We start from the raw sequence: 14,345 nt of genomic DNA on the forward strand, positions 1-14,345 counted from the left end.
TGTTTAAAAAATGACCAATAAAAGCTGTCAAAAAACTTATGTGAAAAGCTACTGTATCATCATTGTATAACTAACGTACAATATTGTTGTCGATAGACTTGTCTCGCTAAGCTGACACTTAACAGTGGCACCAACAGGAGTAATTCCATGCGTGTATTAGTAACTGGTGGTAGTGGCTTTGTCGGCCAACGCCTATGCGAGCAACTGATTGAACAAGGCCATGACATTCAGGTGGTTTCCCGTCGCCCTCATCAAGTACGCGATCGACTGCCCAGCGGCTGCGACATTCGCGATAGCGCCCAGGCGTTTATCGAATCGCCGCCGGACGCGTTGATTAATCTGGCCGGGGAGTCCATTGCTGGCAAGCGTTGGAGCGATGAGCAGAAAGCCAAGCTGATTAATTCCCGCGTGGCGACTACAAAGCAGTTAGTGGTGTTGTGTGAACAATTGCAGGCCAACGGACAGCCGTTGCCGAAGGTCATGGTGTCGGGTTCGGCGATGGGCTACTACGGCGATCAGGGCAAGCGCGTGGTGACCGAGGAGACAAAACCAAATGATGAATTTGCTCATCGTCTGTGCAAGCAGTGGGAGGCGGCAGCTCAGCCGATTGAGGCCATGGGGGTGCGTTTAGCGATTGTGCGTACTGGTTTGGTGTTGGATGCAGGGGGTGGCAGCTTACAGAAGATGCTACCGCCGTTTAAGTTGGGATTAGGCGGCCGTTTTGGTTCCGGTGAACAATTTATGCCGTGGATTCACCGCGACGACTTAGTCGCGGCGATTCTGTTCCTTATCAATCAAGAGACCTTGAACGGTGCTTTTAATGGCAGCGCACCGCACCCGGTTACGAATGCCACGTTTACCAAAACCCTGGCCAAGCAGCTCAATCGCCCTGCTATTTTTCCAGTACCCGCTTTTGTACTAAAAGCGGGTCTTGGGGAGATGTCACGATTACTACTGACCGGGGCGGATATGCGTCCTGCGCGCCTTGAGGCTGCTGGCTTTACTTTTCAGTACCCCACCCTTGATAAGGCGCTTGACGCTATCCTTCGCGATTAACGGTCGGCATCAACGGTGATAATCACCCGCACTGAATCAAGCCGTAGGCGGGTATTCTCAATCGCTTCGCTGAGCGCCTGACGTTCGCTTTTAAGTGCGTCGATTTCTGCGCTGCGCACCGCTGGGTTATGCTCGGCCAGCGCGGTTAAGCGGGCAATCTCGGCGTCCAGTTGGACGCGCATACGCGCCTCGGCGTTCTCGACGATGCTGGGCAGCTGGCGCTCGGCTTCGCCTTCACCCTGCGTTAGCAGTTCACGCAGCTGGTCGTGACGGCTCTTAATCAAATCCCGTGCCAGCGACTTGTTAACCTTCTGCAGGTTCTTGCCTAAGCCGGTGAACGAGATCTTGCTGGTCAGGTTGGCGCCGGACTCATCAAGCAGCAGGCGCACGGCGGTGGGCGGCAGGAAGCGGTTAAGGTGCAGTTTCTTGGGCGCTGGGCAGTGGGTGCGGAACACCAGCTCGGCCATTAAGCGTCCGCCGGGAATGGCGTCGTGGCGTAGCAGAGCCAGCGCTGAGTTACCCATGGTGCCATCCAACACTCGGCCCATCATTTCTCGTAGCAGCGGGTGCTCCCATGAGAGACGTTGCACATCGTCCCGGGCAAGCGCCTGGGCGCGGCTGTAGGTGGCGGTAAAGCCCTCTTCGCCTTTGACCAGCCCCGGTAAGCCATCCAGCATATGTTGGCTGGGCTGGAGGTGCATCAGCCCTTTGCCGATCTCCTGGCTATCGACGCCGAAAACATCCAGCGCTCGCTCAATATAGCGCGGCAGGGCGGCGTCTTCGTCGAGTTCACGAACAGCGTCGATGACTTGTTGGGCGCGGGCGGGGCGACAGGCGTTGAGCTCCAGCAGCCGGTTGCGGCCCGCGTCGTGTTCCGCCAGTTTGGCGCTAAACATCGTGCGGGTTTCGGCGATGATCTCGTCAAGTGCCTCATCATCCAACAGCGCGTCAGCCAGGGCGTCGCCAAAGGCATCAAACAAGTCGTTGCCCACCCCGTGAGGCGCACTGAATGCGTCCATGCCTTCGTGGTACCAGCGCAGCAGGCGCTCGCCGGGGCTGCCTTCAAAGGTTGGAATATGCAGTTCGATGGCGTGGCGCTGGCCGATACGATCCAGGCGGCCAATGCGCTGTTCGAGCTGGTCCGGATGCTGGGGCATATCGAACATCACCAAGTGGCGACAGAACTGGAAGTTGCGTCCCTCAGAGCCGATTTCCGAGCACACCAGTACCTGGACACCCTCATCTTCATCGGCAAAGGCCGCCGCCGCGCGGTCACGCTCTATCAACGAGAGGTCTTCATGGAACACCGGGGCGTGGTAACCGCCTAGCACCCGCAGCCCTTCGGCAAGCCCTTCGGCGGTTTCCCGGTGGTGGGCAATGACCAGGACTTTCTCGTTGGCGAAACCACTCTCGCTGTCGTCGCTGAGCTTTTCCAGCAACCAGTTAATCCGCGGGTCGATGTGCCACCAATCTTCGCCGTTGAGCGGGTCATTGCTGAGCTCGCGGTAGGCCGCGTCGGGGTAGATCAGCACGTCGGGATGATCCATACCGGTCTCGATCAATAGCTCATCGAGGTAGTCTTCGTCGCGCTCTAAGCGGCGCACGACGCGACGGTAGGCCGAAGGCAGCGCCAACGGCACTAAGTGCAAGCGCCGTTCCGGGAAGCCCCCCACGTGACGGCGGCTGTTGCGAAACATCACCCGGCCTGTGCCGTGGCGGTCGAGCAACGCTTCGCTCAGCTGAGCGCGAGCAGCGTCCTGTTGGTCGCGGCTCGCCTCTTTATTGCACAGCGTGGCCAGTAGTGCCTGACTGTCGCGGTCATCGGCCACATTGGATACGTCTGCGCGAGCCGCAGGGTCGCCGGGAAGGGCATCCAGTGCATCGATGGCGCGGGCCACCTCGGTGTAGTGGCTCTCTTCGGTTTTGAAGCGCTCCAAGTCGTGGTAGCGCTCGCTATCCAGCAGCCGAAGGCGGGCAAAGTGACTTTTGATACCCATCTGCTCGGGGGTCGCGGTGAGCAACAGCAGGCCGGGAATGACAGCCGAAAGCTGCTCGACGCACCGGTAGCCGGGGCCGCTACCCTCTTCGCTCCAGTCGAGGTGGTGCGCTTCGTCAACAATCAGCAGGTCAAACTGGCTGGCCAGTGCCTGCTCCTGACGCTGGGTGTTGGCAAATAGCCAGCCTTGGCTCGCCAGCACAAGCTGGGCGCTTTCAAAGGGGTTGGCGCTGCCATGGGCCTGGCTCTGGGTTTCATCCAGGAGTGAAACGTTAAGTGAGAAGCGGCGCAGCAGCTCGACCAGCCACTGGTGGGTAAGGCTGTCGGGGACCAGAATCAGCGCGCGCTCAACGCGGCCATTGAGCAGCAGGCGGTGCAGAATCAGTCCAGCTTCAATGGTTTTACCCAGGCCCACTTCGTCTGCCAGCAGTACGCGGGGCGCATGGCGGTTGGCGACTTCATTGGCAATGTAGAGCTGATGGGGAATCAGGTCGATACGCGGCCCGGAAAAGCCCAGCGCGCTGTGCTGCTCGATACGCTGATAGTGGTGTAGGGTGCGAAAGCGCAAATCAAACCAGTCGTTGCGGTCGACCTGGCCGGTCAATAGGCGGTCACGCGCCTGGTCAAACTGCATGGTATCGGCGAGCTTGGCCTCAGGCAGTTCGCGCAGGTTGCCTTCACTGTCCTCGCCTATATAGGTAATCAGGCCACGGGACTCTTTGCTGTCATCGACGACCATTTGCCAACCGTCGGCGGAGAGCACGCGGTCGCCGCTACCAAACATGACGCGGGTCAGCGGGGCTTGGCGGGTATTGTAGGTACGGGTTTCCTGGCTGGCACTGAACAAGATGGTAACGCTACGGGCATCGCAGTTAAGCACGGTGCCGAGGCCAAGTTCAGCTTCGCCGTCGCTAATCCAGCGTTGGCCGGGAGAAAAATCGCTCATGATGCCTCGGGGGAGTCTGCAAAACGGGTCGACAGCCGCCGGAGGGGGAGCGCCGGCGGCATCAGGGCGGGGGATTCTAACGCAAAGCGGCGGGGGGATTAAGGTGTATCGTCATCAATCTTGTAACCAGCGGTCCAGATGAGCGCGGGTAAGCTCGCCAACATGCACATCCAGGGTGTTTCCCTGGTCATCAAACAGCACGGTGGTGGGCAATCCCGGGGCTTTAAACAAGGCCATCAGTTGCTGACTGGGGTCGCGCAGCGCATAGCGAAATTCAAGCTGCTGCTCATCCAAATAGCGCACGATAGGCAGCAGGTCTTCACCCTGATTGACGACCACTACGCTGATGCCCTCGCGCTGGGCGGTTTCCTCAAGCAGCGGCATTTCACGCAGGCAGGGCGGGCACCACGTCGCCCAAAGATTGACGATAATTAGATCACCGTTTTCAGCAAGCGATGGCAAATGCACTTGATTACCCTCTACATCTTCCAGCGTTACTTCCGGTAGGGAGTCAACCGCAAAGTCATCGCCCAGAGGCGCCAGGGTGATCAGCACCAGCCACAGGCTGGAAGCAGCCACTAACATGGCCATCGCACCGCCCATGGCCAACAGGCGTGCGCGTAGTGTCCAGGCCGTCCATACCAACCCGGCCACCATTCCCCACAGGCCATGGTAGCCGGGCTGCCAGACCTTTAGCGCTTCAAGCGGGGCATCGCTATAGCTATCCAGGTTGAGCAAAATATGGCCCACCCGAGCACCGACTAACCAGACAATAATGAGCCCAGTAAACCAGCGCTGCTGGTCACGCCGGGGGAGTCCCAACAGTAACCGGGCACAAAGTAGCAGCAGCAGTGCGCAGCCAATGGCATAGAGACGCGGTAATGAAATCAGTAGCGGGCCGAGAGCAATGGCGTTCATGGTTTTCTCGTGAAGCAGGTACACTGGCAGACCATACCATGCGAGCTGCAAATTACGGAGACGTTATGCCCCCACCCGCTTTTGATAAGCTGCGCGCGCTAGCGATCGGCTCCCAGGCGATTGGCTTAATTGTGATAATTACCTTGGAAACAGTGATGGGAAACGCAGCCCGGCCCTGGCAGGGGGTTGTGCTAGCGGGCATGCTGGCCACGGCATTATCGATTGCGCTAATGCGCGTTTACCGCCGCAAACGTCACCAAAAACAGCTTGCTGAACGCAGGCGTAAGGCAGAGGAAGACGACGAGCGTTAGAAAGCGTTGCTTGTGTTTTTGCCGTTCCAGTTCCAGATTAATAGCAACCTTAGCGATTGATCGCTGGGGCAAACTAAAAAAATGCACAATTTCTTATGACACTGGGAGCGACAAATAACATGATCAATAAGCGCGCATTAGCCACCGCTGTGGCGGCCTCAACCCTGGCATTGAGCGGAGTAGCGCAGGCAGAGGTCAAAGTTGGCTTCTTGGGCGGCTTTACCGGGGGTATTGAAAGTTTAACACCCCCAATTTTTGAAGGGGCGCAACTGGCTGTTGAGCAAATCAATGAGCAGGGCGGCATCCTAGATGGCCAAACATTGGTGATGCCGACGGGGGATACTACCTGTTCCGATGCATCAGCTGCTTCTAACGCCGCTGATCGCATGGTTAACTCTGAGAATGTTACAGCGATTGTAGGGGCGCTGTGTACCGGTGCCACCATTGCCGCGGCTAACAACGCCGCCATTCCCGGTGGCGTATTGATGGTATCCCCTGCCTCTACGGCACCGGCGGTATCTGAGCTGGATGATAATGATCTTGTCTTCCGCACCGTACCGTCAGATGCTTTCCAAGGTGAAATGCTTGCCAAGCTGCTGCTCGAAAAAGGCATTGATGCGGTCGCGGTCACCTACGTGAACAACGATTATGGTCAAGGGCTTTCAGATGCCTTCAGCGCTGCGTTTGAAGCGGGCGGTGGTGAGATTACTGAGAACCTGGCCCACGAAGATAACCGCGCGGATTATCGCTCTGAGTTAGGCTCGCTCTCAGTGAGTGGTGTGGATACCCTCGTTGTATTGGCCTATGCCGATACCTCAGGTCAAACGGTACTGCGCCAAGCCTACGAAAGTGGCATGTTTAACCAATACGTGGGTGCTGACGGCATGGTCGGCGATAGCCTTGTCGAGGCGATTGGCGCTGACGTGCTGGATGGCATGATCGCCACGCGCCCTGGCAGCCCTGATCTGCCCGGCACCGATATTTTTATCGAAGCCGCCGAAGCTGCTGAGCTGGATCCAAGTGCAGTGTTTGCTGCCCAGGCTTACGATGCTGCCTTCCTGATCGCGTTGGCGATTGAACAAAACGGTAGCGCTGAGCGCGAAGGCCTTTCCGAAGCACTGCGCAGTGTTTCCAGCGCCCCTGGCGAGGTTATTCTGCCTGGCGAGTGGGAAAAAGCGGTTGAGCTGATTGCCGAAGGCACCGAGATTAACTATGAAGGCGCGTCCGGCTCGCATGAGTTTGATGATAACGGCGACGTACCTGGCGTGGTGGTAGAAATGGTCGTCGAAGATGGCAGCTTTACCAGTAAAGGTCAGGTCGATCTTTAAGCTTTCAACGCTTATTTAAAACCATAAAAAATGCCCGGCAGTTGACCCGCCGGGCATTTTTACTGGGGTAGCTTGTGTCGATCAGCTATGGCTTTTGATCTTCTCGGGAAACAGGCCTTTAGGCGCGAAGCGCAACACCATGGTGATCAATAAGCCAATCACCAGCACCCGTGCCTGCAAGGCGCGGCTATCCATATTACCAGGAGCATCCCAGCCAAAAGCGCCTTCCCCAAAGGCCACCGCTAGCTGCATTAAGAACAGCGCCAGGGGCTCAGACATAATCCAGATGATATACACCGCCACAGCGCCAAAAATGGTGCCCAGGTTATTGCCCGGTCCGCCAAGTATCACCATCACCAGCACCAGGAACGTATGGTTCAGCGGCAAATAGCCTTGAGGGTCGAAGAGGCTGTTGAAGGTGCCCAATATACCGCCGCCTAAGCCCATCAGAATGCAGCCCAGCACGAAGATTTCCAGACGCCGTTTATTGATATCCTTACCCATCGCCGCAGCCGAGACTTCATTGTCGCGAATCGCCCGAATCATACGGCCCCACGGCGCGTTGTAGGCTCGATTGAGCAGAAAGAAGATCACCGCAATGATGACCGCGGTAAACGAAAGATAGATGACTCGGGAAAGCGTGAAGCCCAGTTCAGCAGGCCCCGGCGTTGGCCAGGGGAGCGGAGACACGGTGGCAGTGCCGCGGGTAAGCCAATCAGAGTTTTTTAAGAACGCCTTAATGATTTCGGCGATGCCCAGGGTGGCAATGGCCAGGTAATCGCTGCGCAAGCCCAGGCATATATGACCGATAAAATAGCCGACGCCCCCTGCCAGCGCGCCCCCTACTATCCAACCGGTCCAAGGGGGTAAGCCTAGTCCACCGACAAAACCTGCCTGGCTTTCAATCGCTTCCGTTACCTCACGTAGCTGGCTAATCACCACGAGGTAAAGTATGACGCCCAGTACCAACGTAATACACGTACGCAGAAGCTTCGGCACGCCTAAACGGTCGAGTTTGCTGGCGCCAATAATCAAGAGGATGGCAGCAGCGCCATACAGCAGCACGCGGCCAAATTCACCGGGCAGCGCGGTGCCCCAAAAAGCATCGTTGACCGGGACGCTAAAGAACATGGCACAGAAGCCGCCCAGGGCAACAAAGCCCATTACCCCAGCGTTAAACTGGCCTGCGTAGCCCCATTGAATGGTTAATCCCAGTGCCAGGATGGCGTAGCAGGCAGCCTCTACCAGCATGCGAGTGCTGTAGGCGGCGCCCATGATGGCATAAACCGCCAAAATAGCCACGAGCAGCACACCGAACAGAATCAACTCGCGCAGCGGAAAGCGACGGGTAGGCGTGGCGTCTTGAGGAACGTAGGCAGAGTTACGTGTTTTGGCTGAATGGCTCATTAGATCACCTTGCCCTTAAAGAGTCCGGTGGGACGCCACACCAGAATGGCTATCAGAATGAAAAACGGTACGACAATTTTGTACTCGGTACCTACGAAGGCCAGATTCGACGGTAGCTCCAGCCAGGCTGGTAGGCTATCGCGGAAGGGGCGCAGCAGCACATTCCAGTTAAACACCGCCAGCGTTTCGGCAAAGCCGACTACAAAGCCCCCGGCGATGGCGCCGTAAGGGTGGCCGACACCACCGACAATGGCAGCGGCAAAAATGGGCAGCAGCAGGAAGAAGCTCAAGTCGGGCTTAAAGGTGACATCCAGGGAGAGCAACGTGCCGGCAATAGCCGCCAGCGCTCCGGCAATAATCCAGGTCACCGCCACAATGGTATTGGTATTAATACCCGATGCTTGAGCAAGCTCCGGATTATCCGACATTGCGCGCATGGCTTTACCTAACCGCGAACGGTTAAGGAAAAGATGCAGCGCGACGACCGCAACGATGGTAATCACGAACAGATAAATCTGCGGCTCGGTAACCACAATAGGTGCCCGGGCACCCTCGAAGGGCAGCGCAAGGCGGAAGATCTCCTTGCGGTCATCAACATATAAACTCTGCCCGCCGGTGCCCGAAAAGAGCCGAATCAGCCCCTGCAGAATCAACGTCACGCCTAGCGAGCCAATCACCAGCACAATGGGTTTAACACCATGAGCACGCAGCGGTTTATAAAAGGTCTTGTCGATGCCTACGGCCAAGGCAGCAGTTAGCAGCATCGCTAGCGGCAGCATCAAAACCGCTGTGGGCACACCAACGCTGGCGCCTGCCGCCGGGAAAAGCGTGGTCAGCAGTAGCACCATAAAGGCGCCAAAGGTCATCATGTCGGCATGGGCAAAGTGGGCAAAGCGCATAATGCTGAAAATTAGCGTTACCCCAATCGCCCCAATGGCGTAAATAGAGCCACTCACGCTGCCTGCAATGACCACGTTATTAATGAAAAAAGCCAGTTCGTTCACGCATTTCTCCCTGGGGCTAGCCGCCCAAAAAGCTTTTGGCGACATCGGGGTCGGCAAGTAATGCAGCCCCAGTGTCGGTAAAGCGGTTTTGGCCAGCAGCCAGCACAAAGCCCTTATCGGCTATCGCGAGTGCCTGTTTGGCGTTCTGTTCCACCATCAAAATACCCACGCCAGCGGCGTTGATCTGTTTGACGCGGTCGAAAATCTCATTCATATACAGCGGCGACAGCCCCGCGGTGGGTTCGTCCAGCAACAGCAGGCTAGGTTCGGCCATCAAAGCACGCCCCATGGCGACCATTTGACGCTGGCCACCGGAAAGCTCACCGGCAGGTTGGCGACGTTTTTCATACAGCGGTGGGAAAAACTCATACACCTGGGCCAGCATGCGTTTGACGTTTTGCGGCTTTAAAAACGCACCCATTTCCAGGTTTTCCTGCACTGAAAGGCTCGGGAAAACGTTTTTCTCCTGGGGTACAAAGCCCATGCCGCGCTGCACTAACTGGTTTGGGGGTAAGTTCTGGATCGGCTGGCCATTAAGCAATATCTCACCCTGACTGACGTTCAGCAGACCAAAGACCGCTTTGAGCATGGTCGATTTGCCCGCCCCGTTAGGGCCGACGATAACCCCGACCTCGTCGGCTTCCAGCGTCATGTTTATCCCGTTAAGGATATTCATGCCGCCATAGCCGCCGTGCACGTCGTGCGCCTCGAGTAATGGCCTGGTTGTTGATGGCATAAGAAAATATCTCAGCAAGGTCGCTTCGCAGCGACATTATCGTAATCATTGGTGGGTAGAGAAAGCATCATATTTAAGCAGCATCAGTGCCGAAGTAGGCCTCGATCACTTCAGGGTTGTTCTGGATGTCGTTGATATGCCCTTCGACCATCACGCTGCCTTGGGCGAGCACAATGACCGGGTCGCAGAGGCGGGCGATCATCTCCATATCATGCTCAATGACCAGAAATGTGTAGCCCATCTCACGGTTGAGCCGCTCAATATTGCCAATCAAATCGCCCAGCAAGGTGCGGTTCACTCCGGCTGCGATCTCATCAAGGAGCACGACCTTGGCATCGGTCATCATGGTTCGGCCAAGCTCTAATAGTTTCTTCTGCCCCCCAGATAAGTTGCCCGCCAGCTCATTGCGCACATGATGCAGGCCAACGAAGTCGATAACTTCAAGCGCGCGACGGCGCACCTCAGCTTCCTCCCGCCGCACCTTGCCAGGCTTTAACCAAGCGCTGAAAAGGTCTTCACCGGCTTGCTTGGGCGGTACCATCATGAGGTTTTCCAGCGCACTCATCTGACTGAACTCGTGGGCGATCTGAAAAGTACGCAGCAGCCCACGATGAAAGCGCTGGTCGGCGCTAAGCTCGCTAATGTCTTCGCCATTGAGCAGAATGCGACCGCTATCGGGGGCCAAGGCGCCAGCAATTAAATTAAACAGGGTCGATTTGCCCGCACCATTGGGGCCTATCATGCCGGTAATGGAGCCTTTTTCTACTTGAATAGAGCAGTCGTTAATCACCTGTAAGCCGCCGAATGCTTTGTTAACGCGTTGTACATCAATAAGGGGGGTCATGGTGTCTCCACGCGATACAGGCGGCTAATCAGCCGCCTGCGCACTGTTATTAAGTTGTTTGTCGTGGTTTTTTGAGCCACCGCTGACTGGCAGCAAAAGCGCCGACAATTAGCAGCGCGCCAAGGGTAGGGATGAGATAACCATCCACCTGAGGAATGGTGCGTAAAAAGACAAAGGCGACGGCGGCAGGAGCCACAAAGCGTACTAGAAAACGCCAGCACTTAAACCAAGAGACACTGGCACCCAGTTCTTTCATTACTTCGCTTTGTGTCAGCGCCCAGCCGGCAAATAGCGCAATTAATAAGCCGCCAACCGGCATAAAGATATTAGTGAGTAGCTCAATAAAATCGAAGGCGCTACGACCAAATAGGCTATGGAATATCGTCCCCTCGGCCCATACGTTAAAGCTGACGACCGTCAATAGGCCCATCGCCCAGGCGGCAATCACCATAATAATAACGGCCTGAGGACGCGTCATATCAAAGCGCTCTACGAGGAAAGCAGCGACGGGTTCGATCAGCGAAATAGAGGAGCTGATAGCGGCGCCAAGCACCAGAATAAAGAATACCCCGCCGACTAGAGCGCCAAACGGCATTTCGGCAAATGCCAGCGGCAGGGTGACAAACATCAGCCCAGGGCCTTGACCTGTTTCTAGGCCCGCCCCAAACACCAGGGCAAAAATAGCCAGGCCCGCCACCATCGCCACGGCGGTATCGACGATGGCGACCGCAAAGGCGGTGCGGGTCAGCGACACGTTGCTGGGCATATAGGCGCCGTAAGCCATAATGGCCCCCATGCCTAAGCTCAGGGTAAAGAACGACTGCCCCATGGCCTGTAGCCAACCCTCAAGGCTAAGGTCGGCGATATTAAAGGTAAACAGGAAATTGGCGGCGGCACCCATATCACCATTAATTGCGCCGTAAGCCAGTACTACCAGCAGGATGATAAACAGTGCAGGCATCATAATTCGTAGTCCAGACTCGATGCCTTTATGGATACCCATACCCACGATCAGCGCTGATGCTGCAATGAAAAGTGTGTGATAGAGCGTCATCAAGCCAGGGGCAGCCAGTAAGGCATCGAAGCCATCACTAATCGTTTGGGCATCGGCCCCCATTAGCGAGCCGGTAAGCATTAGCCAGGTATAGTGGATCGCCCAGCCGGCAATCACCGAATAGAAGCTTAAAATCAAAAATGCCGAGGCGGCGCCCAGCCAGCCAATGGTTTCCCACGCGCGTGAGGTGCCATGGGTTTTAGTGAGGTGCCGCATGCCCATAATCGGGCTTTGTCGGCTGTTGCGCCCGAGCAGAATCTCAGCAATCAGAATGGGAATGCCGACCGCAAAGATGGTGAGTGCGTACACTAAAATAAACGCACCGCCGCCATTCTCACCGGCGAGATAGGGAAATCGCCACAGATTGCCTAAGCCGACCGCTGAGCCAACTGCTGCTAGAAGAAAGGTTCCTTTATGCGTCCAGACGTTATGACCGCTCATGGGAAAAGTGTCCGTGTTTGGGGGTCAGGATAGGGAAATATCCAAACACCTGTATGAATATGGCGACGACAGCGTGCCTGGGACGCGCTGAACTAGCGTTACTTTGCGATAGAACGCGCTACCTTTCCAGCGTAATAGCGTTTAGGCTGCGTTTAGGGAACTATCTTGGCAATTGGGTGGAGCGAGCTGAGGCGCTGAAAATCGCGGCGTCTAAGTATAAAAAGAGCATAAAAAAACCCGCTTGCGCGGGTTTTTTTGGATGTTAACTGCTTCGAGTGTGTTACTTCTTGCTGTAACGCTTGCGCTCGGTCTCTTTCAGCAGCTTTTTGCGCAGGCGGATATGCGCCGGCGTGACTTCGACGAGCTCGTCGGAGTCAAGAAACTCGATGGCCTGCTCCAGGGAGAACTTAACCGGTGGGGTTAGTACGATGTTTTCATCGTTACCGGTGGAGCGCATGTTGTCGAGCTTCTTGCCTTTAGTGGGGTTAACCACCATGTCGTTAGCGCGATTGTTGATGCCGATCAGCATGCCTTCGTAAACTTCCGTGGCGTGATCGATGATCAGCTTGCCGCGCTCTTGTAGCGCATACAGCGCATAGGCAAGGGCTTTACCGTCGACCATCGAAACCAGCACGCCGTTACGACGCTCGATAGAGGCTTCTGGCTTCAGCGGGCCGTAGTGATCAAAGCGGCTGGTCAGGATGCCGGTGCCCGAGGTCAGGGTCAAAAACTGGCCACGGAAGCCGATCAAGCCGCGCGCAGGGATGATGAAGTCCAGGCGAACCCGTCCTTTACCGTCCGGCAGCATGTTGGTCATCTCGCCTTTACGGTAGCCCAGCTCTTCCATGATCGAGCCCTGGTGCTGCTCTTCACAGTCGATGATGACTTCTTCGTAAGGCTCCTGCTTCTCACCGTCAATCTCTTTGATGATGACTTCGGGGCGGCCAACGGCTAGCTCAAAGCCTTCACGGCGCATGGTTTCGATCAACACCGACAGGTGCAGTTCGCCACGGCCAGACACCTTGAACTTCTCAGGAGTTTCGCCCTGTTCAACGCGTAGCGCCACGTTGTGAATCAGCTCTTGATCAAGACGGTCCTTGATATTACGGCTGGTCACGAACTTGCCGTCTTTACCGGCGAAAGGTGAGTCGTTGACCTGGAAGGTCATCGACACGGTCGGTTCGTCAACGGACAGCGGGGGGAGCGCTGCAACATTGGCCGGATCGCACAGCGTATCGGAAATCGCCAGATCGTCGATGCCGGTAATGCAGACGATATCGCCAGCGGTCGCTTCGTTGGTCTGAACGCGCTCCAGGCCCATGTGGGTCATGACCTGACCGATTTTGCCTTTACGCACATTACCGTCAACGCCGATCACAGAGATCTGCTGGTTCGGTTTTACCGAGCCGCGTTTGATGCGACCCAGACCGATAACGCCCACGTAGCTGTTGTAATCCAGTGCCGAAATCTGCATCTGGAAAGGGCCGTCGAGTTCCACCTTGGGTGGCTCGACAATATCGACGATGGCCTGGAACATGGGATCCATGTTATCCGCCAGCTCTTCAGGATCCATACCGGCAATGCCGTTCAAGGCAGAGCAGTAGATGATCGGAAAGTCGAGCTGTTCGTCAGACGCGCCGAGGTTATCAAACAGATCAAAAATCTGGTCGATAACCCAGTCAGGGCGCGCACCGGGACGGTCAATTTTGTTGACCACCACGATCGGCTTCAAGCCTTGGGCGAATGCTTTCTGGGTCACGAAGCGCGTTTGCGGCATCGGGCCATCAACGGCGTCTACGAGCAGTAGCACCGAATCAACCATCGACATGACGCGCTCAACTTCACCGCCGAAATCGGCGTGTCCAGGCGTATCCACAATGTTGATGTGGTAGCCGTTACCTTGGCTGTCTTGCCATTGGATGGCCGTATTCTTGGCCAAAATGGTAATGCCACGTTCTTTTTCCTGATCGTTCGAGTCCATGATGCGCTCTTGACCTTCTGCTTTACGGTCAAGGGTGCCGGACTGGCTCAGGAGTTTGTCGACCAGAGTGGTTTTACCATGGTCAACGTGGGCAATGATCGCGACGTTGCGCAGGTTATTAACCGCGCTGGAGTTTTGCTGGTTTTGCATGCTGAGAGAGAACTCTTGTGAACACCCGTTCGTCCACGGGTCGGAAAATGCGGGTCGCAAGGGCTGGCAATTTGCCGACCATCTTGGCTCAGGGCTTGCGTCCAAGGGGTATTCTACCATGACGAAGGCTTCGCTGATATTACTGGCGTGTTTATCGACCTTGGTCGCCCTCA

The 14,345-nt window shown here is 56.2% G+C and carries 11 protein-coding genes; 3 read left to right on the forward strand and 8 right to left on the reverse strand.

The window, feature by feature from the left end; translation table 11 throughout:
• The first annotated feature begins 147 nt into the window (after positions 1-147).
• On the forward strand, positions 148-1,056 hold the full coding sequence (locus ACW44H_RS00760; RefSeq protein WP_457506223.1) for a TIGR01777 family oxidoreductase: 909 nt from the start codon (positions 148-150) through the stop codon (positions 1,054-1,056).
• Here ACW44H_RS00760 and rapA read toward each other — a convergent pair.
• Positions 1,053-3,998 carry an RNA polymerase-associated protein RapA gene (gene rapA / locus ACW44H_RS00765; protein WP_457506224.1) on the reverse strand — a complete coding sequence of 982 codons (2,946 nt, stop codon included), beginning with the start codon at positions 3,996-3,998 and terminating at the stop codon, positions 1,053-1,055. The genes ACW44H_RS00760 and rapA overlap by 4 nt on opposite strands.
• Before the next feature lie 114 nt (positions 3,999-4,112).
• On the reverse strand, positions 4,113-4,916 hold the full coding sequence (locus ACW44H_RS00770; protein ID WP_457506225.1) for a redoxin family protein: 804 nt from the start codon (positions 4,914-4,916) through the stop codon (positions 4,113-4,115).
• A 65-nt stretch (positions 4,917-4,981) separates the two neighbouring features.
• On the opposite strand from ACW44H_RS00770, the gene ACW44H_RS00775 reads away from it, so the two are divergent.
• Together ACW44H_RS00775 and ACW44H_RS00780 are read left to right on the forward strand one after the other, a co-directional pair.
• Positions 4,982-5,227, forward strand: a complete 246-nt coding sequence (locus ACW44H_RS00775) for a hypothetical protein (RefSeq protein ID WP_113269855.1) — start codon at positions 4,982-4,984, stop codon at positions 5,225-5,227.
• A gap of 119 nt (positions 5,228-5,346) precedes the next feature.
• On the forward strand, positions 5,347-6,555 hold the full coding sequence (locus ACW44H_RS00780; RefSeq protein ID WP_457506226.1) for an ABC transporter substrate-binding protein: 1,209 nt from the start codon (positions 5,347-5,349) through the stop codon (positions 6,553-6,555).
• Between the two features lie 81 nt (positions 6,556-6,636).
• Here the strand turns inward: ACW44H_RS00780 and ACW44H_RS00785 are convergent, their stop codons facing one another.
• The 6 genes from ACW44H_RS00785 to typA all read right to left on the reverse strand — a co-directional run bounded on the left by ACW44H_RS00785 (position 6,637) and on the right by typA (position 14,172).
• Positions 6,637-7,962, reverse strand: coding sequence for a branched-chain amino acid ABC transporter permease (locus tag ACW44H_RS00785; RefSeq protein ID WP_457506227.1), 1,326 nt, complete (start codon positions 7,960-7,962; stop codon positions 6,637-6,639).
• Entirely contained in the window at positions 7,962-8,966 is a 1,005-nt protein-coding gene (locus ACW44H_RS00790) for a branched-chain amino acid ABC transporter permease (RefSeq protein WP_457506228.1), read from the reverse strand. Before ACW44H_RS00790 ends, ACW44H_RS00785 begins: the two co-directional genes overlap by 1 nt.
• 16 nt (positions 8,967-8,982) lie before the next feature.
• Positions 8,983-9,702, reverse strand: a complete 720-nt coding sequence (locus ACW44H_RS00795) for an ABC transporter ATP-binding protein (protein ID WP_113269851.1) — start codon at positions 9,700-9,702, stop codon at positions 8,983-8,985.
• Between the two features lie 73 nt (positions 9,703-9,775).
• Complete coding sequence (locus ACW44H_RS00800; protein ID WP_457506229.1) at positions 9,776-10,546, reverse strand: ABC transporter ATP-binding protein; 771 nt, start codon at positions 10,544-10,546, stop codon at positions 9,776-9,778.
• A gap of 49 nt (positions 10,547-10,595) precedes the next feature.
• Positions 10,596-12,041: a sodium-dependent transporter gene (locus ACW44H_RS00805; protein WP_457506230.1), complete on the reverse strand. Its 1,446-nt coding sequence runs from the start codon at positions 12,039-12,041 to the stop codon at positions 10,596-10,598.
• Between the two features lie 280 nt (positions 12,042-12,321).
• Positions 12,322-14,172 (reverse strand): translational GTPase TypA, encoded by a 1,851-nt coding sequence (typA, locus tag ACW44H_RS00810; RefSeq protein ID WP_113269848.1) that lies wholly within the window; start codon positions 14,170-14,172, stop codon positions 12,322-12,324.
• Positions 14,173-14,345: the final 173 nt, after the last annotated feature.

Source organism: Vreelandella sulfidaeris Esulfide1 (assembly GCF_054072535.1).

Bases quoted from the DNA above. Each gene is read 5' to 3' on its own strand.
- rapA (WP_457506224.1), bottom strand. From the start codon at position 3,998: ATGAGCGATTTTTCTCCCGGCCAACGCTGGATTAGCGACGGCGAAGCT.
- ACW44H_RS00780 (WP_457506226.1), top strand. From the start codon at position 5,347: ATGATCAATAAGCGCGCATTAGCCACCGCTGTGGCGGCCTCAACCCTG.
- ACW44H_RS00795 (WP_113269851.1), bottom strand. From the start codon at position 9,702: ATGCCATCAACAACCAGGCCATTACTCGAGGCGCACGACGTGCACGGC.
- ACW44H_RS00760 (WP_457506223.1), top strand. From the start codon at position 148: ATGCGTGTATTAGTAACTGGTGGTAGTGGCTTTGTCGGCCAACGCCTA.
- ACW44H_RS00800 (WP_457506229.1), bottom strand. From the start codon at position 10,546: ATGACCCCCCTTATTGATGTACAACGCGTTAACAAAGCATTCGGCGGC.
- ACW44H_RS00785 (WP_457506227.1), bottom strand. From the start codon at position 7,962: ATGAGCCATTCAGCCAAAACACGTAACTCTGCCTACGTTCCTCAAGAC.
- ACW44H_RS00805 (WP_457506230.1), bottom strand. From the start codon at position 12,041: ATGAGCGGTCATAACGTCTGGACGCATAAAGGAACCTTTCTTCTAGCA.
- typA (WP_113269848.1), bottom strand. From the start codon at position 14,172: ATGCAAAACCAGCAAAACTCCAGCGCGGTTAATAACCTGCGCAACGTC.
- ACW44H_RS00770 (WP_457506225.1), bottom strand. From the start codon at position 4,916: ATGAACGCCATTGCTCTCGGCCCGCTACTGATTTCATTACCGCGTCTC.
- ACW44H_RS00775 (WP_113269855.1), top strand. From the start codon at position 4,982: ATGCCCCCACCCGCTTTTGATAAGCTGCGCGCGCTAGCGATCGGCTCC.